The 23,869-nt window shown below is 45.4% G+C and carries 22 protein-coding genes; 7 read left to right on the forward strand and 15 right to left on the reverse strand.

From position 1 onward, the window contains the following. Positions 1–14: 14 nt before the first annotated feature. The 5 genes from M4S28_RS00705 to rhtB all read right to left on the reverse strand — a co-directional run bounded on the left by M4S28_RS00705 (position 15) and on the right by rhtB (position 3,913). A complete protein-coding gene (locus tag M4S28_RS00705) occupies positions 15–524 on the reverse strand; it encodes a cyclin-dependent kinase inhibitor 3 family protein (RefSeq protein ID WP_249632136.1) in 510 nt (169 codons plus the stop codon). A gap of 23 nt (positions 525–547) precedes the next feature. Beyond that, positions 548–1,549, reverse strand: a complete 1,002-nt coding sequence (locus tag M4S28_RS00710; protein ID WP_249632137.1) for an ArsJ-associated glyceraldehyde-3-phosphate dehydrogenase — start codon at positions 1,547–1,549, stop codon at positions 548–550. Between the two features lie 41 nt (positions 1,550–1,590). Next, complete coding sequence (locus M4S28_RS00715) at positions 1,591–1,932, reverse strand: metalloregulator ArsR/SmtB family transcription factor (protein ID WP_010438748.1); 342 nt, start codon at positions 1,930–1,932, stop codon at positions 1,591–1,593. 99 nt (positions 1,933–2,031) lie between these two features. Continuing rightward, a complete protein-coding gene (locus M4S28_RS00720; RefSeq protein ID WP_249632138.1) occupies positions 2,032–3,252 on the reverse strand; it encodes an EAL and HDOD domain-containing protein in 1,221 nt (406 codons plus the stop codon). A 43-nt stretch (positions 3,253–3,295) separates the two neighbouring features. Continuing rightward, complete coding sequence (gene rhtB / locus M4S28_RS00725) at positions 3,296–3,913, reverse strand: homoserine/homoserine lactone efflux protein (protein ID WP_004736604.1); 618 nt, start codon at positions 3,911–3,913, stop codon at positions 3,296–3,298. Between the two features lie 81 nt (positions 3,914–3,994). On the opposite strand from rhtB, the gene M4S28_RS00730 reads away from it, so the two are divergent. Together M4S28_RS00730 and M4S28_RS00735 are read left to right on the forward strand one after the other, a co-directional pair. Beyond that, complete coding sequence (locus tag M4S28_RS00730) at positions 3,995–4,975, forward strand: alpha/beta fold hydrolase (protein ID WP_017083178.1); 981 nt, start codon at positions 3,995–3,997, stop codon at positions 4,973–4,975. Between the two features lie 191 nt (positions 4,976–5,166). Then, positions 5,167–5,994, forward strand: coding sequence for a Cof-type HAD-IIB family hydrolase (locus M4S28_RS00735; RefSeq protein ID WP_108094230.1), 828 nt, complete (start codon positions 5,167–5,169; stop codon positions 5,992–5,994). An 87-nt stretch (positions 5,995–6,081) separates the two neighbouring features. Here the strand turns inward: M4S28_RS00735 and M4S28_RS00740 are convergent, their stop codons facing one another. Then, positions 6,082–6,549 (reverse strand): EVE domain-containing protein, encoded by a 468-nt coding sequence (locus tag M4S28_RS00740; RefSeq protein WP_249632139.1) that lies wholly within the window; start codon positions 6,547–6,549, stop codon positions 6,082–6,084. Between the two features lie 39 nt (positions 6,550–6,588). Between M4S28_RS00740 and M4S28_RS00745 the strand changes: the two genes are divergently transcribed. Both M4S28_RS00745 and M4S28_RS00750 read left to right on the forward strand, forming a co-directional pair. After that, the gene (locus tag M4S28_RS00745) at positions 6,589–8,133 is read left to right on the forward strand and encodes a COG3650 family protein (protein WP_249632140.1); all 1,545 of its coding nucleotides are present in this window, start codon (positions 6,589–6,591) and stop codon (positions 8,131–8,133) included. A gap of 2 nt (positions 8,134–8,135) precedes the next feature. After that, on the forward strand, positions 8,136–8,732 hold the full coding sequence (locus M4S28_RS00750; RefSeq protein WP_061025678.1) for a tRNA-uridine aminocarboxypropyltransferase: 597 nt from the start codon (positions 8,136–8,138) through the stop codon (positions 8,730–8,732). Positions 8,733–8,887: 155 nt separating this feature from the next. On the opposite strand, the gene M4S28_RS00755 is transcribed toward M4S28_RS00750, so the two are convergent. The 8 genes from M4S28_RS00755 to lptM all read right to left on the reverse strand — a co-directional run bounded on the left by M4S28_RS00755 (position 8,888) and on the right by lptM (position 18,860). Then, positions 8,888–11,368, reverse strand: a complete 2,481-nt coding sequence (locus M4S28_RS00755) for a bifunctional diguanylate cyclase/phosphodiesterase (protein ID WP_249632695.1) — start codon at positions 11,366–11,368, stop codon at positions 8,888–8,890. 192 nt (positions 11,369–11,560) lie between these two features. Beyond that, positions 11,561–14,059, reverse strand: coding sequence for a bifunctional diguanylate cyclase/phosphodiesterase (locus M4S28_RS00760; RefSeq protein ID WP_249632141.1), 2,499 nt, complete (start codon positions 14,057–14,059; stop codon positions 11,561–11,563). Positions 14,060–14,229: 170 nt separating this feature from the next. Beyond that, a complete protein-coding gene (gene yigB / locus M4S28_RS00765; protein WP_102464213.1) occupies positions 14,230–14,946 on the reverse strand; it encodes a 5-amino-6-(5-phospho-D-ribitylamino)uracil phosphatase YigB in 717 nt (238 codons plus the stop codon). Positions 14,947–14,961: 15 nt separating this feature from the next. Further along, positions 14,962–15,894, reverse strand: coding sequence for a tyrosine recombinase XerC (gene xerC, locus M4S28_RS00770; RefSeq protein ID WP_076678522.1), 933 nt, complete (start codon positions 15,892–15,894; stop codon positions 14,962–14,964). Next, positions 15,863–16,561: a DUF484 family protein gene (locus tag M4S28_RS00775; protein WP_249632142.1), complete on the reverse strand. Its 699-nt coding sequence runs from the start codon at positions 16,559–16,561 to the stop codon at positions 15,863–15,865. Before M4S28_RS00775 ends, xerC begins: the two co-directional genes overlap by 32 nt. Positions 16,562–16,605: 44 nt before the next feature. After that, positions 16,606–17,436, reverse strand: a complete 831-nt coding sequence (dapF, locus tag M4S28_RS00780) for a diaminopimelate epimerase (protein WP_004736615.1) — start codon at positions 17,434–17,436, stop codon at positions 16,606–16,608. A gap of 11 nt (positions 17,437–17,447) precedes the next feature. After that, on the reverse strand, positions 17,448–18,701 hold the full coding sequence (lysA, locus tag M4S28_RS00785) for a diaminopimelate decarboxylase (RefSeq protein WP_076678520.1): 1,254 nt from the start codon (positions 18,699–18,701) through the stop codon (positions 17,448–17,450). 42 nt (positions 18,702–18,743) lie between these two features. Further along, positions 18,744–18,860 (reverse strand): LPS translocon maturation chaperone LptM, encoded by a 117-nt coding sequence (gene lptM / locus M4S28_RS26580; protein WP_407830041.1) that lies wholly within the window; start codon positions 18,858–18,860, stop codon positions 18,744–18,746. 75 nt (positions 18,861–18,935) lie between these two features. Between lptM and cyaY the strand changes: the two genes are divergently transcribed. Beyond that, complete coding sequence (cyaY, locus tag M4S28_RS00795) at positions 18,936–19,250, forward strand: iron donor protein CyaY (protein ID WP_249632144.1); 315 nt, start codon at positions 18,936–18,938, stop codon at positions 19,248–19,250. Positions 19,251–19,318: 68 nt separating this feature from the next. Here the strand turns inward: cyaY and M4S28_RS00800 are convergent, their stop codons facing one another. After that, complete coding sequence (locus M4S28_RS00800) at positions 19,319–21,847, reverse strand: class I adenylate cyclase (protein ID WP_076678517.1); 2,529 nt, start codon at positions 21,845–21,847, stop codon at positions 19,319–19,321. 344 nt (positions 21,848–22,191) lie between these two features. Between M4S28_RS00800 and hemC the strand changes: the two genes are divergently transcribed. Together hemC and M4S28_RS00810 are read left to right on the forward strand one after the other, a co-directional pair. Next, entirely contained in the window at positions 22,192–23,127 is a 936-nt protein-coding gene (gene hemC, locus M4S28_RS00805; RefSeq protein WP_249632145.1) for a hydroxymethylbilane synthase, read from the forward strand. Positions 23,128–23,132: 5 nt separating this feature from the next. Continuing rightward, positions 23,133–23,861, forward strand: coding sequence for a uroporphyrinogen-III synthase (locus tag M4S28_RS00810; RefSeq protein ID WP_054542664.1), 729 nt, complete (start codon positions 23,133–23,135; stop codon positions 23,859–23,861). Positions 23,862–23,869 lie beyond the last annotated feature (8 nt).

Consider the following 23,869-nt stretch of genomic DNA (forward strand, 5'->3'; position numbering starts at 1 on the left):
TGCTAAGTGAGATGTTACTGAGCAGCAACACCTTGAATGTAGTCAACCTGAATTGACTTAGTAAACGCGCCCGGACGAAGTGATTGTACTTCTTGAACAATCTTACTCAGATCCCAACTCTTCTCTAACAGCAGGTGTGCAGCCAGCAAACCAGTACGGCCAGAACCGCCCATGCAGTGCATCGCTACCTTGCCGCCGTTATCCACCACTTGGTGTAGCGCTGGGCTCGCCGCCCGCCATTTCGCAGAAAAATCAGCACCCGGTGCACAGTCGTCTTCAATCTCGATTTGGAACCATTGCATGCCTAGTGCTTGCGCTTTCTCGCCTAGCTCAGATACGTTCTTGCTCGCCAGTTCTTCACTGTCTAGAGCCGTCACAATCGCTTCTACGCCTTGTGCTTTAAGTTGTGCTAGAGATGCACCTAAGTCAGCATCTTTGGTGCCTGGGCACGGAGTAAGTACTAATGCACCAGTTTCTAGATCTAGTTGCCATGTAGGGTGTACTTGAGAGTTTGTCATCGTCATCAATCTCTTAAAATTCTCGTAAATTAAGCCAAGCCGACTGTACGTACTAGTTCTGCTGTACGTGTCGCGTAACCCATCTCGTTGTCGTACCAAGCGTAGATCTTAACCATGCGCTTACCTACCAACATCGTTGATAGTGCATCCACGATGGTTGAGCGTTGGTCACCTTTGTAATCAATAGAAACCAATGGACGCTCTTCAAAACCAAGAATGCCTTTAAGTTCATTCTCAGACGCTTCTTTCAGCATCGCGTTAACTTCTTCCACTGTGGTGTCTTGCTTCACTTCAAAGATGATGTCTGTCAGAGAAGCATTCGCTAGTGGTACACGAACCGCGTGGCCGTTGATCCGGTTTTCAAGCTCTGGGAAGATCTCAACAATCGCTTTAGCGCTGCCTGTCGTTGTCGGGATAAGACTCATACCACATGCACGAGCACGACGTAGATCTTTGTGCGGCGCATCTAATATAGTTTGTGTATTGGTTAGATCGTGAATAGTGGTAAAGGCTGCGTTCTCGATGCCTAACTTCTCGTTAATCACCTTCACAACAGGCGCAAGACAGTTAGTAGTACAAGATGCCGCAGTCACAATCTTATGTACCGCTGGATCGAAGATAGCGTCATTCACACCAACTACGATGTTGGCGACACCGTCTTCTTTCACTGGAGCCGATACCACAACACGCTTCACGCCTTGCTCTAGGTATTTATTAAGGAAAGAGGTTTTACGGTGAACACCGGTCGCTTCAAGAACAACATCACAACCTGACCAATCAACAGCATCAATATCGCGTTCTTGAGTCGTCTTGATACGCTGTCCGTTGACGATCATCTCATCACCTTCCACATTCACAGCGTGATTCCAGCGACCTTGAACAGAATCGAACTCAAGCAAGTGAGCCAGTGTCGCGGTATCGCCAGCAACATCGTTAATCTGAACAAACTCTAGCTCAGCCCAATCGAATGCTGCACGAAGTGCTAGACGGCCGATACGGCCAAAACCATTAATACCTACTTTAACTGTCATTGTGTGTTCTCTCAGTCAGTGGTGAATCTAAAAATATTCAATTAAACGCAACATTGAGGGCGTGAAGTTATTGCTTCTAAACGCTCAATATCTTGCTGGTATTCCGTTTTCAAACAGTTCGATGCGATAAGGTCATCAATTAACTTGAGCATCCAACCGGGTAAATCTTGTGACAGACGATAAAACACCCACTGCCCTTGGCGAACATCCGTCAAAATACCATTTGAGCGCAACTGCGCTAGATGACGGGAAATCTTTGGCTGACTTTCTTGTAATGCTTGAGTCAACTCACCAACAGAAAGGCATTCATTGCGCACAATCAGCATTAAGCAACGCACTCGCGTTTCATCAGACAGTAATTTAAAAAATTGGTGAGGAAGCATAACTACATACTCATATATGGATATGCATATATCTTAGTTGTAAAAAAACGCACGTCAAGGCGTGCGTTTCAATTGTCATAAAAGTTTAACTAAGATAAATCAAAGCTGATTGGTGACGGTATGGCTCCAGCGTCTAGCTTCAATGAGCTCCGTTTTAACTTGTTCCACGTTCAGTCCAAGTTCAGCGCAATACTCATCAATCTGTTGCCAATCAGCATGTTCAAAGCTCTCTTCAAGAGCCAATAATATGCCATATGGCCCTTCTCTACGCAGTAAAGCAACCTTGATGCTTTTACACAAAGGCAGCTGATCGACTAAGTTCTCTAACGACAAATCGAGCAGTGCATCAAGCAACGAGAACAAACCAATCATAAAGGCTTGCTCGGCATGCCCTTCAAATGCCTGATAACGAGACATACGTTGGCAGAACTGAGCTCGCTGAAGCGATAAACCATATAGCTCTTTTGGCTTTTTATCAGAGACATAAGACGCCACCGCCAACGAGACAAACATTTTCAGCTTCTCTTGCCCCAGATAAACCAAAGCCTGGCGGAACGAAGAGATGGTGACCTCAAGACGAGGTGACATGGTATTCACAAAACGCAGTAACTTATACGACAAGGCAACATCTTTCGCGACGATGCTTTCGACACGTTGGAAATTGACTTCCGGCTTACACACTTCTTGGAACAGCTCCATAGCAATTACTTGCTCAGGGCTAATGTACTTGGTCTTGATGATTTCAGGTTTGCTGAAGAAGTACCCTTGGAAGAACTTAAAACCCGCCTCTTTCGCTTGCTTAAACTCTTGCTCAGTTTCGACTCTTTCAGCCAGAAAGCTAAACTTCTTCCCTTGATGAGCTCTTACCAAATCACACGCTTCATTCAAGCCCATTTGCATGATATCGAGCTTAACAATATGCGTGTATTTAAGGAATCGTTCCCATTCTGGCGTAGAGGTAAAATCATCTAGGGCAATCATGTACCCCGCTTGATAGAGCTCTTTGACCGCTTCTAACAGCTCATCCGTCGGTTGGCAGGTTTCAAGAATCTCGACCACCACCTTGTCTTTCGGCAAGCCTAAAGGAAGTCGACGAATCAAGCTTTGATGAGGGAAATTAATAAAACAGCGCGAAGATGGAATCGAAGGGTTATGCCCAACCGATAAGAAGTTCTCAACAATCAGACGATACGTTGCTCGATTAGACTCAATATGCGCTGGGTAGGCATTCCTTTCTCCGTCGCGAAACAACAGCTCATAACCAAGCGTGTTCTTGTTACGGTTTAAGATAGGTTGTCGAGCAACGTAGGTAGCGGTCATTTATCTATAACTCTATTGATTTATCTATAACTGTATTGCTTTACTAAGCTTTAGCGGCAGCAAGCAAGGCACCGCAACCCATGAACATACCACCAAATATTTTATTTATCTTACTCATTATACGATCAGAACGAATAAAACGTCCCATTTGTGAAGCTAATGAGGTGTAACCCAACATAACAACACTATCAATGAATACTGTTGTAACTCCTAGCACTAATAACTGCGGTGCTTGCGGTTGTGTAGGATCGATAAATTGAGGAAACAAAGCCACCAAAAACACGATAGATTTTGGGTTAGTTAGATTGATAAGCACGGCATTTCTAAGCAGCTTACCACTCGATAGCGTTGAGCTTTCTTCTGAAGCCACCAAGCTAGAATTATCACGCCATTTTTGAATACCCAACCAAACAAGGTAAACCACGCCTACCCATTTGATGATGGTGAACGCCAACGCAGATTGAGCCACCAGAGCACCAATACCTGCACCCACCAGCATGATGTGGAATGCAAGACCGAGCTGTAAGCCGGCGATCGACGCAAGTGACTTCTTGGTGCCATAACTTAGCCCATTGCTGATTGAGTTAACGGTACCTGAGCCCGGAGCCAAACTAAACAATATCGCCGTGACGACATAAGCAAGCCAAACATGAGTATCCATTTGCATTTCCTTACTAGTTCTTTAATCTAACAACATTAGTAGCGATAAAGCTCTCACATGCATCAGTTCAGGTAATTTCCCATGGAAAACCACAGTGCCGCCCCATTTTCGTACACGCAAGAACCTGAGTTCGAGCAAGCGATTAAACACCCGATCCCTGCCCTTTGGCAACAACGTAAAGATGGGTATGTCACATCATCAGGTAAAAAAAAGCTGTACTGGTGTAGCCTAACCTCACCAACGCACACCAAAGCCATTGTTATTTCAAATGGCCGCATTGAATGTTGCTTGAAATACCAAGAACTCTTTTATGATTTTTATCAGCAAGGCTATGACGTTTATTCATTTGACCACCAAGGTCAAGGCCAGTCGGAACGTATGGTCACAGACTCTGACATTGGTCACATTCATGAGTTTGATGATTACGCCTCAGATATGTCTGACGTCATTGCCAGTTTTGACCTAAGCCGATACTCCAATCGCTACCTACTGGCACACTCAATGGGCAGCACCATAGCCACTCGCTATCTACAAACTCATCCCGATCACCCGTTTGACAAAGTTACTCTGTGCGCTCCGATGTTTGGGATTAAGACTGAATGGTACTTCAAGCCCATCGCGATGGTTGTTGGACAAGTACTCACCGCTTTCTATGCTAAGCCGACTTATGCCCCAGGGCAGCAAGCGTACTACTCTAAGCCCTTCGAAAATAACTTACTCAGCCACAGCAAGGTACGCTATCACTGGTTCCGTTGCTTGTATGACGGCTCCCCTTCTTTGCAGGTTGGTGGACCAAGCACTCGCTGGGTATGGCAAGGGTTAATGGCAGCCAAGCAGGCGATACAACAAACTCGTCAAATCAAGATCCCACTGCTATTGATTCAAGCTGGAGAGGAGAAGATTGTCAGCAACAGCGCTCAAGTGAAGTTCATCAATAAACTGAAGAAAACCAACTCAGCCTGCCAGTTTAAGGCCATTGAAGGGTCTAAGCATGAGGTGTTGTTTGAGAAAGACGAATATCGCAATCAAACACTGAATGCTATCAATCAGTTTTTTGCCTAGAGCTAATAAGCGAATAAGCTGAGTAACCGACCAAGAACATAAGCGCTAAAGAGGAAGAGAAGTAAGTGAGCTTTGCCCTCTTTTCTTGCATGAAATTGGCATACAATTTCTACCTAGAGATATTGTAGTTAAAACGATTCTAGCGTTGGCTAGCGTCGATATTGGTTAAGCATTTTTGCAATGAGGGTTAAATGAGTATTCCTGCACTAAAAGATTCCGTGAAAATTGTTGCTTCTGATTTAGATGGTACGCTTTTGGCTCCCAACCATCAGCTAAGCGACTTTACCAAGCTAACACTTAAGAAATTACACGACCAAGGTTATACCTTTATCTTCGCTACGGGTCGTCACCACGTCGATGTGGCGGGTATTCGTCAGATCGCAGGTATTCCGGCGTACATGATCACTTCAAACGGTGCACGCGTGCATGACCAGAACGATCAACTGATGTATAGCCAGAACGTGCCTCAGGAACTCGTTCAACCTGTTATCGATATTGTTCGCCAAGATCCAAACCTCTTTATTCACATGTACCAGAATGAAGATTGGTTACTAGACCGTGAAGATGAAATGCTGGCAAAATTCCACAGTGAGTCTGGCTTTAGCTACAAGCGCTTTGAAGCAGAAAATGCACCAAGCAAAGGCATCGCGAAAGTCTTCTTCACACATCCAGAACAAGACCACGAATATCTCGTCACGTTTGAACAAAAGCTAAGAGATGCTTTTGGCGACAAACTGAACATCGCCTTCTCTACACCTTGGTGTCTGGAAGTGATGGCCGCTGAAGTCTCTAAAGGCCACGCCCTAGACGCTGTTGCGAAATCACTGAACCTGACACTGGATAACTGTGTTGCCTTTGGTGACGGAATGAACGATGCCGAGATGCTGGCTATGGCAGGCAAAGGCTTAGTGATGGGTACATCGCATGAGAAAGTATTTAAAGCTTTGCCAGACAATGAAGTGATTGGCAGCAGCGCAGACGACGCCGTTGCTCACTACCTAGAAAAGCACCTGCTCTAACCTCATCTCGTCGAAGAGATCTGAATAAATAAAAAGGCAGCCAATGGCTGCCTTTTTTGAACCTTACGTAAAAAGCTCTCTCTAACGCTAACGAGAACCTAGCACTTCTTTGCTTAAGATCGCCAGCCACTCTTGCTCTGTAACCGGCATGATGGATAAGCGATTGCCCCGTTTAACCAACGGCATTTCTGCTAGCTCAGGCATCGCTTTAAGCGTTGCCAAAGGAATTAAGCGCTCAGTCACTCGCACAAACTCGACATCCACCATTATCCAGCGCGGGTTGTCTTGCGAAGACTTGGCATCGTAGTAATCACTTTCTGGATCGAATTGAAAATGGTCTGGGTAGGATTCTCTGGTTACTTTAGCGATCCCCGCTACGCCAACTTTCTTACATGATGAATGGTATATCATCACCAGATCTCCAAGCTTAACGTCATCGCGCATCATGTTTCGAGCCTGATAGTTGCGTACACCCTCCCAACAAGAGGTTTTTTGTACTCTCAGAGTCTGAATAGAGAAGGTGTCAGGTTCTGTTTTAAATAACCAATATGCCATAATAAATCCAATTAACGGTTGCTCCGAGGAAGATATAACATGAAGGTAATGAAAAACCCAGTGACATGGCTAGTCGCATTCGCTCTGCAAGGCTGTGTCACAGCGCCAGATTCCCCCCAAAAGCCAGAACTACCACCTGCAACCTTGGATGAGCCACTGAGCATTCAACCGCAAACCTTCATCATGCGTGGTCAGGTGGTGGTTGGCCACGAAAGCCGAACCTTCACCCCTTGCGGTAGCCAACAACAATACTGGTTAGATTTAACACCAGAACTCGCATTAGAAGCGCAAGGGCTCTCAACGAGACCTTACCAAGCCTTATACGGCGAGCTGATTGGTCATCTAACCGTACCGAGCCAAACAGGGTATAACGCAGATTTCACGGCACGTTTCGTGGTTGATCAAGTGAATATCCTCACCGCAGAAAACCCTGATCGTTGTGACCAACCCCTGCGTTCAACACGTGTATTCGGCAATGAACCTTTCTGGTCAGCAAGCTTCGATAAAGACCAGCTCAAATACACTAAGATGGGCAAACAGCCACAGATCCTCGATATTGAATCAAGCCGCACCACACCAAGCAGTCGTGATTACCAATTAGAAGGTAAAGCAGCGCAAGGCAAACTCAACCTTACAAAAGAGAGTTGCAGCGACGGCATGAGCGATTCTATCTATGGATGGCATGCCAAGCTTAGCCTCAATGACAGTAACTATAATGGCTGTGCAACGGTCTCTAACCAAGATCCAACATTGGACTGGAGCGGACTCTACTTCGCTAGCTCAACGCAGAACACGGGATTCTCTATCAACCTTGAGCTCAACGATGACCACAGCGCCATTACGACATACTCGTACAGCAATGGAGACCCTTCTATTGTTGAGCAAGGCTTCTGGCAGCAACTGAACCAAAATCAGGTACAAGTGGTTATGACTCGCCACCAGCAACAGTATTTGATCTCTGAGCGCATCTTCACGCTCGATAACGGCAAGCTGGTCGCTGAAAAAGAAAAAGTGGGCAACGTTGTCTACCCGATTGCCAATGGCGGTCTGGTGCTATTCGAAGCTAAGAATGCACAAGCGCAAGTAAACACCACCGCTAACGTTGATCTAACCGCAAAGCAGGTGAACTCCAGCGATCAACTTGATCAAAAAGTCGACCAAGCGATCCGTGAGTATTTTAAGATCAACAACAGCTCACCTGACGATACCAAGTACCGCTGGTTAACCTACGACTTAAATGGCGATGGTAAGGAAGAACTGTTTGCCCAGCTCGATTGGTGTGGCTCTGGTGGCTGTACACTGCTTATTTTTGAAAATCATCAAGATAACTGGCGCTTCAATAGTCGAGTGACATTGGTTAAGGGCGACATACGCTTAGGTAAATCACAAAACCACGGCTGGCAGGATCTGATCTTCAATGTCAGCGGCGGCGGTGCAACACCAGCGAAACACACATTGTCATACTCTGGTGTGAGCTACCCACTCAACCCAAGTGTTGCTCCAATTGCAGATGATGCTGATATCAGCGATGTGGTTTTGTTTGCTGATGGTGTATCACCTGCACAAAGTGGAGTGAAGCTGTAAAGATGAGTAACCAACAAGCTTGCCATGGTTGTGGCTTCACTCACCAGTGCGTTTGTCATCTAATACCGACGGTTGAAAGCCAAACCGATCTTGTCCTACTGACTCATGAGAATGAACTGTCGCGAGACACCAACACCGGAAAGTTGCTTCAGCAATCCCTTGAGCAGTGTCAGTCCATTGTGTGGCAAAGGAAAACACCACCAGCTGAGCTAATGGCGCTGCTTGAAGATGAAACACGACAACCGTTTCTTTTATTCCCGAGTGATCAAAGCATCGAGTGTCAGCAAGCAGTGATGACCCAAGCCATGAGTCGAAAACCGCTATTCATTATCTTGGATGGCACCTGGCAAGAAGCGAAGAAGATGCTTAACAAGAGCTCGTGGTTACAAGCTGTCCCACAAGTTCACCTCGACATCACCAGCGAATCCTCTTACACCTTGCGCCGCAATCAAGACAGTGGCCATCTGTGTACTTGCGAAGTGGGTATTGAGTTACTCAAATCTTTAGGTGAAAGCGAACCTGCCAAGCTCATTGATGACTACTACCAACAGTATCTAAAAGTATTCCACGCCGACAAATGTGGCCACGCTCTCAAATAGATCAAGCAGGCGCGCGAGAAGGCAATAAGCACATTTCAGGGCGGGACAGATACTAAAAACAAAAAGGGTGAGCCATAAGCTCACCCTTGTTACATCGTACTTTCGTTATTTAACCAACCAGTGTTTTATGTGAAACCCACACTTAATTTACCCTATCAGAATAAGCGCTGCGGTTGACCAAAGTAATACCCTTGCAGGTAATCGACCCCCATGTCTTCAGCAATACGACACACCTGCTCGTTATGAACAAACTCAGCCACCGTCTTAGCATTCAGAATCTGGCATAAGCTCACCAGCTGTTGCGCTATCTTGCGTTGCTTTTTATCCTTATCGATATTGCGAATTAAACTGCCATCAAGCTTTATCACTTGTGGTTCCAGTTTCAATATCTCATCAATGTTCGAGTAGCCCGAACCAAAGTCATCGACAATAATATTCACACCAAGATCGCGGAAGTGATTACACACCTCGATCAAGCGGCCGTAATCCTGAATTTGTTCCGTTTCTAACACCTCTAAACCAATACGCTGTGGGTGACTGATTTTTTTGATGGCTTGCTCAAGGTGAAGAATGGTTTTCTCATTGCTGAAATCTTGTGGCGCCAAGTTAATTGAGAACGAATCGGTTCTCTGGCTCATAAAATCAAAGGTGCGCGTTATCATCTGGCGACTTAAACGCGTATAGAGATGGGTTCCTTCAATGATTGGCAAGAACTTACCCGGCGCAATCAACTGACCGTCCTCTTCAATTCGAACTAAGCACTCATAGCTTTCTACCTGATGGCTATGCGCCGATACAATAGGTTGAGAGCACGCAACAATATTTTGATTGAGCACTGCGCGGCTCACACACGATAGCCAACCGAGTTGCTCTTGGCGATGCTTCTCTAGTTGAATTAACGTCTTGGCACTCACCAGATGTTTATTCTGGCTCACCGCACTGCGTCGAGCTTCAATCGCTTTCAGTAACAAGTCATCAATCGAGGTCGCTGGAAAATCTCGACGACTCGCGACACCCGCACAGATTGAAACCGAAAGATAATCGATATCGGGTAGCCCCATCGGCTCAAAATTGACATGCTCGGTTTGGTCTGAAAATTCAGAGAAACGCTGATGAATGTGTTCTTGGCTGGCCCAACTATCAAACACCGCCGCCCACTCACCAATACCAATACTGTAGAGCTGGCAACCCTCATCAAAAAACTGCCACAGCGCTTTCTGAAAGTAATCACTCAGATCATGCAGAAGTTTGTCACCTACTCGATAACCATACTTCTCATTGATTTGACCAAATGTGGTGACCTTCAAAGCCAACAAATGACTGTCAGAGCTCATTTGTGACAGCTTCTCACGCAGTACACTTCTATTGGGTAACCCAGTGCGACGATCAATTCGGTAGCTCGCCGTCAATGCGGTCGCTTGTTGCTGAATCTTACTCGCCATGCTGTTGTTCATGTCATCAACATCAAGCAGTGCATTTCGAATCAATGAAAACAGAGGTGATATATTGGTCGCGGGTTGTGTCTCTAATGGCTGTACAGCCTTGCCTTCACCTTCTCTAAGCGCGAGATAAGTGAGGCTATGATGCAGGATTCGTTGTTGGCCACGCTCTTGATAGAGTTCTCCCATGCAGTACACACCATAGGTGTCTGCGAGCTTCTGGAAGACTTCTACTTCTTGGTTACCATCAATAAAATCGATACGAGAGGTGCAGTTGTAGATAAAAAACTGCTCCGGTTTATGGGAGGCAATCTGTTGAACACCGAGTCGGATCTGCTCCAAGGTCAGTGAAGGATGGTCGTAACAAAACCTGACCTCATCACCAATCTGAAAATGACCACTAAATTCTATCTCTCCACAATCTCTCACCTTGAGTGGCAAGTGAATGTTTTGTTCTTTCGGGTCACCGACCATCAAGGGGAAATTATGCAGTTGCTCGAAAGGCACTTCGAGGCCATCAGCAAGGTAGCGATTATAAAGATCGCGAACAGGCATACCATCCAATTCAGCTAACCGGTTATCTTGAGCACCAGTGACACGGAAGGTGCGGCCAATAGGGTTCCACTCGGTGTAATAACCCTTGGTGGTTGCGAGCTCAACGCTGTGCAACGCCAACATCACATAGGCGTTCTCATAGCAAATGCCATCTAGCATTACCCATCGCCCATTATCTGTGATGGTCGATGCACCTCCGCAGATCGGTAATGAATATCTCGATTGTTCAAACGCTGAAAATAAGTCGCGGTTGTTTATCTGCAAGCGATCGGCGAAACAGATGATACTTTGAGTATTGGTATTGCACTCAAGCTGCTGCCACATCGATTGACTATCTAATAGTGGTTGCTTGCTGTATTCGACAACGCCACAAGTGTAAGAGGTCGCATCGAAGCGAGTGACAATAAGATAGAGACCTTGATGCAGGATGACGCCTTGGCTGATGTAATGGTTTGCACTACAGCCAATCAGCCTAGCATTAGGGAAAGTCGCTTGAATCACTTGGCAGGCAGCCAAAACCGAACCTTTCTCGAAAGAAGAAAACACCTGAATCAGTAGGTCTTCATGTTGATGAAAATCTATCTTTTGCAATTCACGCTGGGTTTGCTCTATGTCTTGTATCAGGAGAGAGGTCGATTGCATATTCACATTAATCGTTACGTTAATGATTGGTTATTGTGCTTATTATAGATAAGGCTTGCACGGAATACTTACGATCGTCTTATAAATAATGTGACGTTAGTTAGACATCATTGATTCCACCCAAAACAGTCACCAATAGCGGCAGAACACTTTTTAAAGCAAGTCACAATAGGATACGGAAAGCTTTAACAACTAAAACAGTCGCTTAGGCTCACCAAAGTAATAACCTTGCAGATAATCGACACCCATTTGCTCTGCTATCTCACAAACCTGTTGGTTATGGACAAATTCAGCGACGGTTTGCGCATTAAACACCTGACATAAGCGAACCAACTGAGAGGCGATATTTCTTTGCTTTTGGTCTTTGTCGATGTTGCGAATCAGACTACCGTCGAGTTTGATAATCTGCGGCTCAAGCTTAATGATCTCATCAATATTGGAATAGCCAGACCCAAAGTCATCAACAATGATTCTCGCCCCGAGAGCACGGAAGTGATCACACACCTCAATCATGCGACCATAATCTTTAATCTGCTCAGACTCGAGAACCTCTAGGCCAAGTCGAGTGGGATCGTTCATAGCACTGATGGCGGTCTCGAGTACCTCAAGCGTCTTGTCGCTCAACAAATCTTGTGGGGATAGGTTGATAGAAAATGGGCTTTGTTTATCCGCCATATAACCTATGGTGTTCTTAATCATGTGTCGGCTGAGGCGAGTGTAAAGGTGCGTGTCGGCAATGATAGGTAAGAACTTACCTGGTGGCACAATGGTACCGTCTGACTCCATGATTCTGACCAAGCACTCTTGGCCAATCATTTCGTGAGTACCGGACGCCACAATTGGCTGGGAATAAGTGATGATGTTCTGATCTAAAATCGCACGACTTACACAGCTCAGCCAGCCTAGTTGCTCTTTGCGATCTTCTTCACTCACCTGAATGTCTTTAGCATTGGTGATGTGAGTGTTATTCCTGACCCCATAACGTCGAGCTTCGATCGCTTTCAATAAGATCTCATCACCACTATCGGTTAGGAAATCGCAACGACTAGCGAAGCCGCCACACAGAGAAACTGACAGATAATCAATATCAGCCAAGCCATACGGCTCAAAATTGATGTGCTCAATATCGTCAGCAAACTCTACGAAACGTTGTTCTATCTTATCGCAGCCAACATTGGCATTAAAAATGATCGCCCATTCACCGACACCAATACTGAACAGCTCTACTTTCACCTGAGATTCCTTAGCCACACTAAGGTGTAATCGCTCGACAAAATGATTAGACAGATCAAGTAACAACTGGTCACCCACTTGGTAACCATACTTCTCGTTAACTTGATGGAAATTAGTCAACTTTAACGTCAGTAAGTGCTCACTGAAGAGAATCGTATTGAGGCGCTCTTTTAACACGATACGGTTGGGGAGCCCGGTACGGGAATCAATGCGGTAGCTTTCGGTTAAACGACGCGCCTGTTGATGAAGTTTTTTCTCCATCTGCGTGTTCATACTGTCGAGATCAGCCACCGCATTTCTGACGAGGTTAAGCAGTGGCGATACCGTTGAGTCACGCTGGAAATTTTCACAACGAAACTCATTGATCTCGTCCGACTCTCTCATCGCAATATAGGTGAGGCTGTGATGCAGTATCTCTTGGCGATCGTCGTTGCGGTATAGCTCACCCATGCAGTATGCGCCGCACGCATTTACTATCCCCTCAAATGGCTTAAGTTCAAGTTTACTGTCGATGAATTCAAGTCGAGAGACGCAGTTATAGATGATCACCGATTCCGGCTGATGCATGGCAAGCATCTCAGCGCCGTGACGCACTTTTTCTGCGGTCAAAGAAGGATGGTTATAACAAAACTGAGCCTCTTCGCCGACATGCCAAGGACTATCAAACTCGATACTTCCATCATCATTAATGCGCAGCGGTGTTGATATGCCCTTCTTTCTGCCAAGTTCTCGATAAAGCGGAAAGCTCATCAACTGGCTGAAAGGAAGATCTTTACCGTCAGCAAGGTAGTGTTTGAATACATCGATAGCAGGCTTATCATTCAACGCATACAAACGATTACCCACGGCATGAGTCACTCGCAGCTTCATCCCGATCGGGTTCCACTCAGAGTACGCGTCCGACCAAACCTTCAATCTTGGGTTAGTCAGAGCCACCGCCACGCAAGCGTGTTGGTAAGTCTGTTCGTTAAGCATAACCCAACGCCCGTATTCATTCTCATGACACAAGCCACCAGCAACAGGCGTTGTATAAGGTAGGCTTTCAAAGGCGCTATAGATAGGGTAATCACGACCCTCAACCTGATCGCAAAGGCTGATGACTGTTTTAGCATCTTTCGAGAGGTCTAGTTGAGAGACGAGCTCTTGACTGTCTTGGTTTGGGTTGCCTGTAAAAGGCTGAACTGCGGAGGTTAAACGGGTTTCATTAAACTCACTGATAATGATTAAGGTACAACTACTCTCAAGACAATTGTCACAGATAACATGGCGAGCACTCTGGCCAATTAAGGTGGCATTGCTTAGGCGATTGAGAGCAACACTCGCGATTCGACGAGCAGCATCAGAAGATTGGGCTGAGAAAAGTTGAATAAGATATTGCTTGCTGTCACACCACTCTCGCTGATCAAATTGAGATTTAAATAGCTCCTCAGTATTTGCGAGAAATGTAAATGTTTGCATGCCAACCCTTGATCGAAATAGAGTGAAGTGAAGAACCCGCAACCACTGCTATGACTGAAATGAATCGCTAAAAAGTAGTCGCCAATTATCCTAGCCTAAACAGGCATTTAATTGCGACTAATGTAACAATTCAATATCATAAATGCGACACAATAAGCTTACAGAGGTCTTTAAATTAGTCGCATAAGATCGCTAAGTTGCTCTATTTCAACATCAGGCAGCACACTCGCCTTCGAAGAGAGGTATAAATTGGAACCAATGTCATTAAACCAGCATGCTTGGAAGCCATTTTGCTTAGATCCGTAAACATCCGTTCTAAGATGATCGCCAACATGGAGAATGTTGATAGCATCAACACCTAAGTATTGCTGCGCTTTATCAAACATATCTGGGTAGGGTTTTGCTCTGCCGTTTGGGCCAGCTTTAAGGATTAGTTGAAAATACTGTCCTAAACCAATTTTATATGGATCGACATTGCCATTGGTAATCGCAACCAAAGGAATCCGTTGACTAAGTTCTGCCATCACTCGATGCGTTTCTTGAGGAACATCGACTTGATTGCGTAACCACAAAGCATGTTCGATCCCCTCACGAGCCGCTTGTTCAGCTTGCTGCTGAGAATAGCCCAACTGTAACAAGCCTCTCTTAATCTGTGTTTCACGCCAAACGGTAACATCATGCTTTAAATTTGGGTTTTCAGAGGCTACTTGCTGCTTAATACCCTGCCACTCTTCGAGCGATAAGGAAGCAGAAACTGGGTGCTTTTGGTAAAGCCACTGCGCCATCTCTTTTTCTACTTTCATGATCACAGGCCAGTTGTCATACAGTGTGTCATCCAAGTCAAAGGTCATGGCTTTGATGGGCTTCAACCCTCGATAAATTCGCATAGTAAAACCTTTAATCTAATCTTTATTCTTTTTACGTGCTCTAGGGTGAGCCTCATCGTACGCTTGAGCTAAGTGTTGAAAGTCCAAGTGAGTATAAATTTGGGTTGTCGAAATATTCTCATGCCCCAGCAACTCTTGGACAGCACGAAGATTCTGGCTCGACTCAAGCACATGAGTTGCAAAGGAGTGACGCAGTTTATGCGGGCTGATATGACTCGCGACGGATTGCTTCTTACCCCACTCTTCCATGCGCTTTTGCACACTGCGATGAGAGATCCGGGTCCCTAACTTGGACACAAACAGGGCTTTTTCTCCCGAAGAAGCAAGATCACCACGCACTTTGAGCCATTTATCGACCCACTCTTTCGCCAAACCGGAAAACGGCGCTTTGCGTTCTTTGTCGCCCTTACCAATCACTCGGATTTCGCCTTGCCGGCCCAACACATCTTTAAGATTGATGCCAACCAGTTCAGCGAGACGTAAACCTGCACCATACATCACCTCCATCATCGCCCGATCACGAATCGATAATGGGTCGTCTTCATTCACGTCAAGCAACTGTCCGACTTCATCGACATCGAGATTTTTAGGTAAAGGACGCTGTTTGCGAGGTGCAGAAACCCCTTTGGCTGGGTTTGCAGTCATTTCGCCACGTAATACAAGGAAATCAAAGAAGCTGCGTAGTGAAGATAAGCGCGTCGCGATACTGCTCGCTTTCATTCCTTCACGCATGCCTTTACTGGCAAGTTGTCTTACCCACGCCGCGTCTACTTGTCCCCAATCTTTCAGTCCAAGTGTGACCAAATGAGCGGCCATAGTTTCAAGTTGTTGTTTGTAATTACGTTGGGTGTGTAAGCTAAGCCCCTTCTCGCTTCTGAGATATTCATAGAAGCGAGAAAGTGGCTTTTGAAGGCTGTTAGGAAGAGGTATTTTGGGCTCTAGGCTCATTATTTATCTGCCAAGGTAAGGTGTCCGCCAAATGAGACACAACAAGTGCTAAATGGCGTAAAAAGAGCGTATCCATATGAGGTTGGAAATGTCCGCCATCTTCACTAGAAAAGGCAAGTAAACCCAATGGAGACTGCTTAGCAAGTGGTAGTACTACATAAGAGCCTAGCTCTGGAACTTGGAAATCACCAAACAAATCGTGTCTGTCGGCTTTTCTCAAGCGTCCTAGATAAGCATCTTTACCATTGAAATGGTTGAGCGAAAACTTCGAATAGCGCTCTTCACTCAGCTTATAAAAGCCAGGTTGCGAGAGAATTCGTATATGAGCCTTCAACCCTAAATCTAACGCTTTTTGTTCAACCGCTTTAATAACCTGCACAAAGTCACTGCATTTCAGCACGTGAGCTTGCAGATCCATAAATTCATAGAAGGTTTTATCGTTATTCGCTGCCAACGACATCAAGCCAGTGATTTCTTCCTCTAGCTCTTCGATTCGATGGCGTTGGCGTTTAAGCTGAACCTCCACCAGAGAAACAGCGCCCTGCTCAACATTATTGATAGCAAGGTGATCAACCAAACCTTTCCTGTCTTGGAAAAAATCTGGGGTATCACGTAAATATTCCGCGACCACTTCTGCGGTGAGTGCATCGGCTTCAACGTAAGACAAAACCTATCCTTTATTTTTATGAATCTATTGGTTATGTATGCTTATTAGCAAGAAAGTTGACCATCAAACACATGGGTAGCAGGCCCAGTCATAAACAGAGGTTTACCCGGACCTTGCCAACTAATCTGCAAATCACCACCAGGTAGACGAACTTTCACGTTCTCAGCCAGCAAGCCTTGATTGATACCAACCGCAACTGCGCCACATGCACCGCTGCCACACGCCTGAGTTTCACCCGCACCGCGTTCATAAACACGCAAGCGAACTTCTTCACGGTTAATCACTTGCATAAAGCCAGCATTAACACGCTCAGGGAAACGTTCATGTGATTCAAGAAGCGGACCTAAGGTCTCTACGTCTGCAGTATCGACATCATCAACAACGGTAACCACATGTGGGTTACCCATGCTTACGGCACCACAGAACAAGGTATGTACATCCGTTCTTAAGATATACGTCTTCTCAGGCTGCTTTGCCTTGAATGGAATTTTGCCAGGTTCAAACTCAGGAATGCCCATATTGACAGTGATCTGATCATTGTCTTCAATCTTGAGAACCATTTTACCTTTCTTGGTGCTCACGTTGATGCTGTACTTATTCGTTAAGCCTTTCATACGAACGAATCGAGCAAAACAACGCGCACCATTACCACACTGCTCCACCTCACTGCCATCCGCATTAAATATGCGGTAATGGAAGTCAGTTTCTGGATCATAGGGAGCCTCAACCACAAGTAGCTGATCAAAGCCCACACCAGTGTGACGATCCGCCAAACGACGGATCAAATCTGGAGAAAAGAAAATATTTTGAGTAATGCAGTCCACGACCATGAAATCATTGCCCAAACCATGCATTTTAGAAAAGTGGAAGTGCATAACGCTTAAAATTACTCCGGAAGAATGTTTTCAAGTTCCCACAGACTCGTAAGCTCTTCACGCTGACGAACCAAGTGAGTTTTATCGCCATCAACCATCACTTCAGCCGCACGCGAACGAGTGTTGTAGTTAGATGACATAGCAAAGCCATAAGCACCTGCAGAACGAACGGCCAGTAGATCGCCTTCTTCGAGAACAAGGTCACGATCTTTACCAAGGAAGTCACCCGTCTCACAGATAGGGCCAACCAAGTCGTAAGTTACCGCCTCGCCCTGACGCGGACTCACTGGCACAATATCTTGCCAAGCTTGGTAAAGTGCCGGACGCATCAGATCGTTCATTGCCGCATCGATGATGGCAAAGTTCTTATACTCTGTTGGCTTCAGGAACTCGACTTTCGTTAATAATACACCAGCGTTAGCAGCGATCGCTCTTCCAGGCTCGAAAATCAGCTCTAGATCAGAATGATTGTCTAGGCGAGCCAACAAGGCCTTCGCGTAATCTGATGGTTGTGGTGGTAATTCATCACGGTAAACCACGCCCAAACCACCACCGACATCAAGGTGTTTGATGTTGATATCGTTGGCACGTAGTTGGTCGATCAGTGCAAGCAAACGATCAGTGGCATCGATAAAAGGTTCAATATTCGTTAATTGGGAACCGATGTGGCAATCAATACCATGGATAGACAAGTTATCGAGTGTTTTTGCAAACGCATAAACAGCAGGAGCACGGTCGAAGGCGATGCCAAACTTATTATCACGCAGACCCGTAGAAATGTAAGGGTGAGTGTTTGCATCAACATCTGGGTTGATACGCAGTGAAATCGGCGCTTTAACACCAAGCTCACCAGCAACTTTATTCAGTCGCTCCAGTTCTGGCTCCGACTCTACGTTGAAACATTTAATGTTCAACTCAAGCGCACGCTTCATTTCAGCCGCTGTTTTTCCGACACCAGAGAACACAACTTTAGCCGGGTCGCCACCTGCAGCAACCACACGCTCTAGTTCACCACCAGAAACGATGTCGAAGCCAGAGCCCAAACGAGCCAAAGTATTCAACACGCCAAGGTTCGAGTTAGCTTTAACGGCATAACACACTAGGTGTGGGTGCTCGCCAACCGACGAATCAAACGCATTCCAATGGCGTTCTAATGTTGCACGAGAATATACATACAGCGGTGTACCATATTGCTCTGCTAGTTGTGAAAGTGCGACGTCCTCAGCCCAAAGCTGGCCATCTTCCTGATAGTTGAAGTAATCCAAAGTTCTTATCCCTTATAAATAACGATTTCTGCGTGTTTTCACTTATTCTGATTGTTCAGTTTGCTGTACTGCATCAGGATCGTACAACGGACCTGTTTGACCACAACCAGAAAGTCCTATAACGGACACTATAAACAGAGCGGTAATTAATTTTTTCATTTTGCATATCGTGATTATTGACTCAATGCCCCCTATAATCGCACCACACTCAGGAAAAGCAATAGGATAGAAAGGATGAACGAGACTGAATTTCATCAACTGGTCGATATACAGATGCAAAACATCGAAGAAGCTATCGATGAATCAGAGGCAGATATTGATTACGAAGTGACTGGTAACGTAATGACGCTGGAGTTTGAGAACCGCAGCCAAATTATCATCAACCGCCAAGAACCAATGAAAGAAATCTGGTTAGCGTCTAAATCTGGTGGCTTTCACTTCAAGCTAGTTGATGACAAATGGACATGTTCAAAGACGGGTATGGAATTGTTTGAGATGGTCAAAGAAGAATGCGTGAAGCACGCAGATGAAGAGATCAATTGGGTCTAATCATTGGTAAAAAACAAAAAGGAGTGAATCAATCACTCCTTTTTTAATATCAATTATCGAGAATAAGCCTAGATGTTAACTATCTTTGAGCTTCGAGAAGCTAAAGTCGCATCGTTACGGTAAGGCACCACGTAAGAATTACCTTCTTCTGGATGAACGATTTGGTAGTACTGAGGTAAATTGAAATTAATCAACTTAGACGACACCTTCGACTCATCTTTTACTGAAGTGTAGAAAGAATTCACGCTCGCGATCATCTCATCTTTTTCACCGCTGTATTGGTGATATACCTCAACTTGATTCGACTCGTCTAATACATAAATATTGAAGCCTTTGTCGGTATCCTCAAAGAAAAATTGAATTAAACCTTCACTCGCAAAGCCATCAACCACCTCTGGTAGTTGATACTCTTGCTCTTTATCGAGCATCAGTAAAGGTGAGCCTTTCAACTTATTTGTCGAGATACTACGATAGAAATCAACTGAGTTTTCGAGCATCTGCACCGAAACACCACGACGTTCAAAGAACAGACCAAACATCTTGTTTGCCAAACGAATAGCCTTGAAGCGGCGACGCTTCTCTGGCTCAATCGGTTTTAATCGCAAGTCGATACACTCAGCAAGCAGTTGGTACACCATGTTACGCATCACACCACGGAGGTTTTTGCTGTAACAGAACACATCGACCGATTCTGGCGGCAACGCATCCTGGTGCATTTTGCCAAGTACCGTCTTCAGCGCGTCTAGCATTGCAGTATCACCTTGGAAATGAAGCGTACGTACTTCATGCCAAGAGTTACGATAAACCAGATCAACACTTCCGACTAAACTCTTACCCTCTTCGCCAAAACTGAAAATGTCGGCATTCTTAAGATCAACCTTCAATGCACGACCACTCAATTCAGAAGTTGGGTCACTTTCAAAATTGATAAACATCGCCAGTTGGCTTATTTCACAAGGGCTTGCCAGTGCTTGCATACTCGGGCGGCGCTTACGTAAAGAAAAAGTATTGCGTAGATCGCTCACCATTTGATAGAACTTATCGATATCAATGTGAGCATCACGCACCACAGAGTGCAAACGCGTAGACTCCGTAATCAAGCCATTAAAGAATGACCAAGCAACCAGTTTACTCAAGTACTCATGGTGCTCAAGTGAGGGCTGACCAAGAATACGATGCGCTACCAGCGGCTGTTTATATAGATACCAACCAGCTTTGTTGGACTGACCCTGACGAACTTCAATAAAGCTCAAGTCTGGTTCATGTAGATCCGGTGAAATTTGCGGGTTCAGTAACGTCACTTTTCCTGGCAATACCTCAAACGCAGCGTAAAGCTTACGAGCCAAGATACTGATATCTTGTGGGCTAATTGCAGAAGTGATGTCGTTGCGACGCGCAAATTGAATCAGGTTACGATAGCTCAGCATCAAGGCATCAAGCAGTGCATGGTGCACCACTTTAACCTGCTCAACCTTCCAGTTACGGCGGTTGTCGAGCTCAGCTATGGTTTCCTGTCCCCAGTTCCAGGACTTTGTCATCTGAGTTAAGGCTTCACGACGCCATTCGACAGAGCCAATGCCCGCATCTCGTGACAATTTCTCGTGGGTCTTAAGGTAGAAACAACGTCTCACCAAGTCCAAACGAGTGTGGTCGTTAATGCGTTCTAGGTAGCGCGTTACCTTTTCTAGCATCAAATAATAGCTATCCATGCCATACAGATCAGGTTCATCCGCGAAGAAGCGACGCTTAGTATCAATACTAAGTAGCTGGGTATTTGGGTATTCCCATGAGTAAGCTTCTAACAGGATCGCCTTCAAAACCGATTTATACGGTGAGTCGATACTCTTATAGAGCTGCCATAGGTTTGAACCAAAGTACTCTTCAGCAGGGATGCGGTTCAGCTTGCCGAAATCGATCCACTGCGAGCAATCAAGATAACCATCCTGACACAGGCCTTGGACATACTCGTCGTAACACTCTTCCATTTCTGGCGGAATTATTTGCCACAACAAACGCTGGCCAGCCAAACGAACGGCAGAGCGATAGAACTCATCAAGCAGCAATAAGTGCTGTGAAGAACCACAGTTATCACCGGTCATCTCTTCAGAATGGTTTGAGCGGAAACGCTGTTCATCCATCAAGAAGAAGTTAGCTTCAACCCCTAAGGTTTCAGCCCAGTCGGTAATCAACAGACATTTGTTGGTCAGGCTGTCGCGAGATGCGCCATCCATATCCGGAGAAACACACACCCATATATCGAGATCACTTGAAGTACTTTGGCCAATAGAAGAAGTACTGCCCATGGTGTACAAGCCCAGGATTGCCGGTTCAGCAGCCTCGGTGAGTTTTCCACCCAGCGTTAATTCGGTATCAGAGACAAATTGCTTTTGGAATTCATTAGGCGTGAAGCTACGAATTCCAAAAGGAACTTGTTGGTCATAATAACCAGGCATCATGGGATGATTGAAGTGAAGTAGTGCAGGAATAAGGTTGAAAACTCGCTGGCCTTGGACATTCATCAACGCCAACGCACGATCAATGCGCTGCTGATTAAGGTTGTCTAATCGTTGAATCAAAGTCTGAGTGTAAGCCTGCAAGGTAAGTCCTTGGTTTGAGATTAAATGCACTTCTGTTTAGTTACTGAACGAAAGGAGCAACAAAACGTGATCAATTTAACACTTTTACCCTTAATGGTAAAGCAAAGGAACCTGTCATACTGGCCAATGCCTTGATGACAAAAAGTTAAACTCACGGCGCCGTAGTGTCCTCTTTATTACCTATTTCTAATAATAGCCCATGTTTCAAATGAGATACCAATCACACTATTTTGGTGAACTCATGAAAATCCCTCAGCTATCAAAGCATGGAATGATCAAACAGTAAGAATTTTCGCCTCACAATGGTAGGATTAGCCTATTACAGAACCTATATCGGAAACACCATGACAAATTCAGCACCAATCCGTATCGCGACCAGAAAAAGCCCTCTTGCCCTTTGGCAGGCATACTTTGTAAGGGATGCACTGCAAGCTGCTCACCCTGGTTTAGAGGTTGAGTTGGTAACTATGGTGACCAAAGGTGACATCATCCTAGATACCCCGCTGGCTAAAGTGGGTGGTAAAGGGCTGTTCGTTAAAGAACTCGAAGTCGCCATGCTAGAAGGTCGTGCTGATCTAGCCGTTCACTCAATGAAAGATGTACCGGTCGACTTCCCTGAAGGTCTAGGTCTAGTAACTATCTGTGAACGTGAAGACCCTCGCGATGCTTTCGTTTCAAACACTTACAACAACATCGACGAGCTACCACAAGGTGCTGTCGTGGGTACATGTAGCCTGCGTCGTCAATGTCAGTTGCTAGAATACCGCCCAGATCTCATCATCAAAGAACTTCGCGGCAATGTTGGTACTCGTCTAGGTAAACTCGATGATGGTCAATACGATGCGATCGTACTGGCTGCTGCGGGTCTTAAACGTCTAGAGCTAGAAGAGCGTATTCGTAGCTTCATCGAACCAGAGCAGTCTCTCCCTGCTGTTGGCCAAGGTGCTGTTGGTATTGAGTGTCGCCTTGATGACGAGCGTCTGATTAAACTTCTTGAACCACTGAATCATAAAGACACGGCTGATCGTGTACTGTGCGAACGTGCAATGAACCTTACCCTAGAAGGTGGTTGTCAAGTTCCTATCGGCAGCTACTCATTATTAGATGGCGATAATATCTGGCTACGTGCATTAGTAGGCGAACCAGATGGTTCTAAAATGGTTCGTGGTGAGATCTCTGGCCTTCGCAAAGATGCAGAAGCGCTTGGCGTTACTCTGGCAAATCAATTGCTGGATGATGGCGCGAGAGAAATCTTAACCAAGCTCTACGCTGACCAATAATAATTATGACAGTGTTGGTGACACGTCCCGGCTCAGAGGGACAATCGCTTTGCCAACAACTAGCGGATGAAGGGATTCAAGCAATCCATCATCCGCTTATTCGTATCGTTGATAATCCACACTCATCGGATTTAAGCACCCAGCTTAATAACAGCGATATCATTATTGCAGTCAGTCACCACGCTGTGACCGCTGCCCAAAACATCCTTTCGAAAACTTCATCTATTTGGCCAACTTCGCCGCTTTATCTTGGCGTTGGTCAAAAAACTGCGCACGTTTTAAGCAAAGTTAGTAAACAAAAAGTAAACTATCCCCAAGTGAGTGATAGTGAACATCTTCTCAAACTTACTGAACTTAATGGCGTAGATAATAAATCCATTTTGATACTGCGTGGAAATGGTGGGCGTGAGCTCATTAGAGATTCTTTACTCAATCGAGGTGCACAAGTCTCCTATTGTGAGACCTACCGTAGAGAATATATTCCCATTAACGATCACAATATCTATCAAACATGGATAAACAAAAAAACGTCCAAAGTTGTCATCACTAGTCAGGAACAATTGGAGTATCTCTGCTCAATTACCCCTGATGAGTATTTGGCTTGGCTTTCAACGAGACAACTATTTGTCCCAAGCCAGCGCATAGTAGAACGAGCACAACAACTCGGTTTCTCGAACGTGACCAATACTCACAGTGCTACGAACCAAATATTACTGGCTGCTCTCCGGCCCTAGCTAGAAAC

Source organism: Vibrio sp. J383 (genome assembly GCF_023503985.1).
Taxonomy (GTDB): Bacteria; Pseudomonadota; Gammaproteobacteria; order Enterobacterales; family Vibrionaceae; genus Vibrio; species Vibrio splendidus.

Excerpts from the sequence above, each read along its gene's own strand:
- M4S28_RS00705 (WP_249632136.1), bottom strand. The coding sequence starts at position 524 with ATGACGATGACAAACTCTCAAGTACACCCTACATGGCAACTAGATCTA.
- M4S28_RS00710 (WP_249632137.1), bottom strand. The coding sequence starts at position 1,549 with ATGACAGTTAAAGTAGGTATTAATGGTTTTGGCCGTATCGGCCGTCTA.
- M4S28_RS00715 (WP_010438748.1), bottom strand. The coding sequence starts at position 1,932 with ATGCTTCCTCACCAATTTTTTAAATTACTGTCTGATGAAACGCGAGTG.
- M4S28_RS00720 (WP_249632138.1), bottom strand. The coding sequence starts at position 3,252 with ATGACCGCTACCTACGTTGCTCGACAACCTATCTTAAACCGTAACAAG.
- rhtB (WP_004736604.1), bottom strand. The coding sequence starts at position 3,913 with ATGGATACTCATGTTTGGCTTGCTTATGTCGTCACGGCGATATTGTTT.
- M4S28_RS00730 (WP_017083178.1), top strand. The coding sequence starts at position 3,995 with ATGGAAAACCACAGTGCCGCCCCATTTTCGTACACGCAAGAACCTGAG.
- M4S28_RS00735 (WP_108094230.1), top strand. The coding sequence starts at position 5,167 with ATGAGTATTCCTGCACTAAAAGATTCCGTGAAAATTGTTGCTTCTGAT.
- M4S28_RS00740 (WP_249632139.1), bottom strand. The coding sequence starts at position 6,549 with ATGGCATATTGGTTATTTAAAACAGAACCTGACACCTTCTCTATTCAG.
- M4S28_RS00745 (WP_249632140.1), top strand. The coding sequence starts at position 6,589 with ATGAAGGTAATGAAAAACCCAGTGACATGGCTAGTCGCATTCGCTCTG.
- M4S28_RS00750 (WP_061025678.1), top strand. The coding sequence starts at position 8,136 with ATGAGTAACCAACAAGCTTGCCATGGTTGTGGCTTCACTCACCAGTGC.
- M4S28_RS00755 (WP_249632695.1), bottom strand. The coding sequence starts at position 11,368 with ATGCAATCGACCTCTCTCCTGATACAAGACATAGAGCAAACCCAGCGT.
- M4S28_RS00760 (WP_249632141.1), bottom strand. The coding sequence starts at position 14,059 with ATGCAAACATTTACATTTCTCGCAAATACTGAGGAGCTATTTAAATCT.
- yigB (WP_102464213.1), bottom strand. The coding sequence starts at position 14,946 with ATGCGAATTTATCGAGGGTTGAAGCCCATCAAAGCCATGACCTTTGAC.
- xerC (WP_076678522.1), bottom strand. The coding sequence starts at position 15,894 with ATGAGCCTAGAGCCCAAAATACCTCTTCCTAACAGCCTTCAAAAGCCA.
- dapF (WP_004736615.1), bottom strand. The coding sequence starts at position 17,436 with ATGCACTTCCACTTTTCTAAAATGCATGGTTTGGGCAATGATTTCATG.
- lptM (WP_407830041.1), bottom strand. The coding sequence starts at position 18,860 with ATGAAAAAATTAATTACCGCTCTGTTTATAGTGTCCGTTATAGGACTT.
- cyaY (WP_249632144.1), top strand. The coding sequence starts at position 18,936 with ATGAACGAGACTGAATTTCATCAACTGGTCGATATACAGATGCAAAAC.
- hemC (WP_249632145.1), top strand. The coding sequence starts at position 22,192 with ATGACAAATTCAGCACCAATCCGTATCGCGACCAGAAAAAGCCCTCTT.
- M4S28_RS00810 (WP_054542664.1), top strand. The coding sequence starts at position 23,133 with ATGACAGTGTTGGTGACACGTCCCGGCTCAGAGGGACAATCGCTTTGC.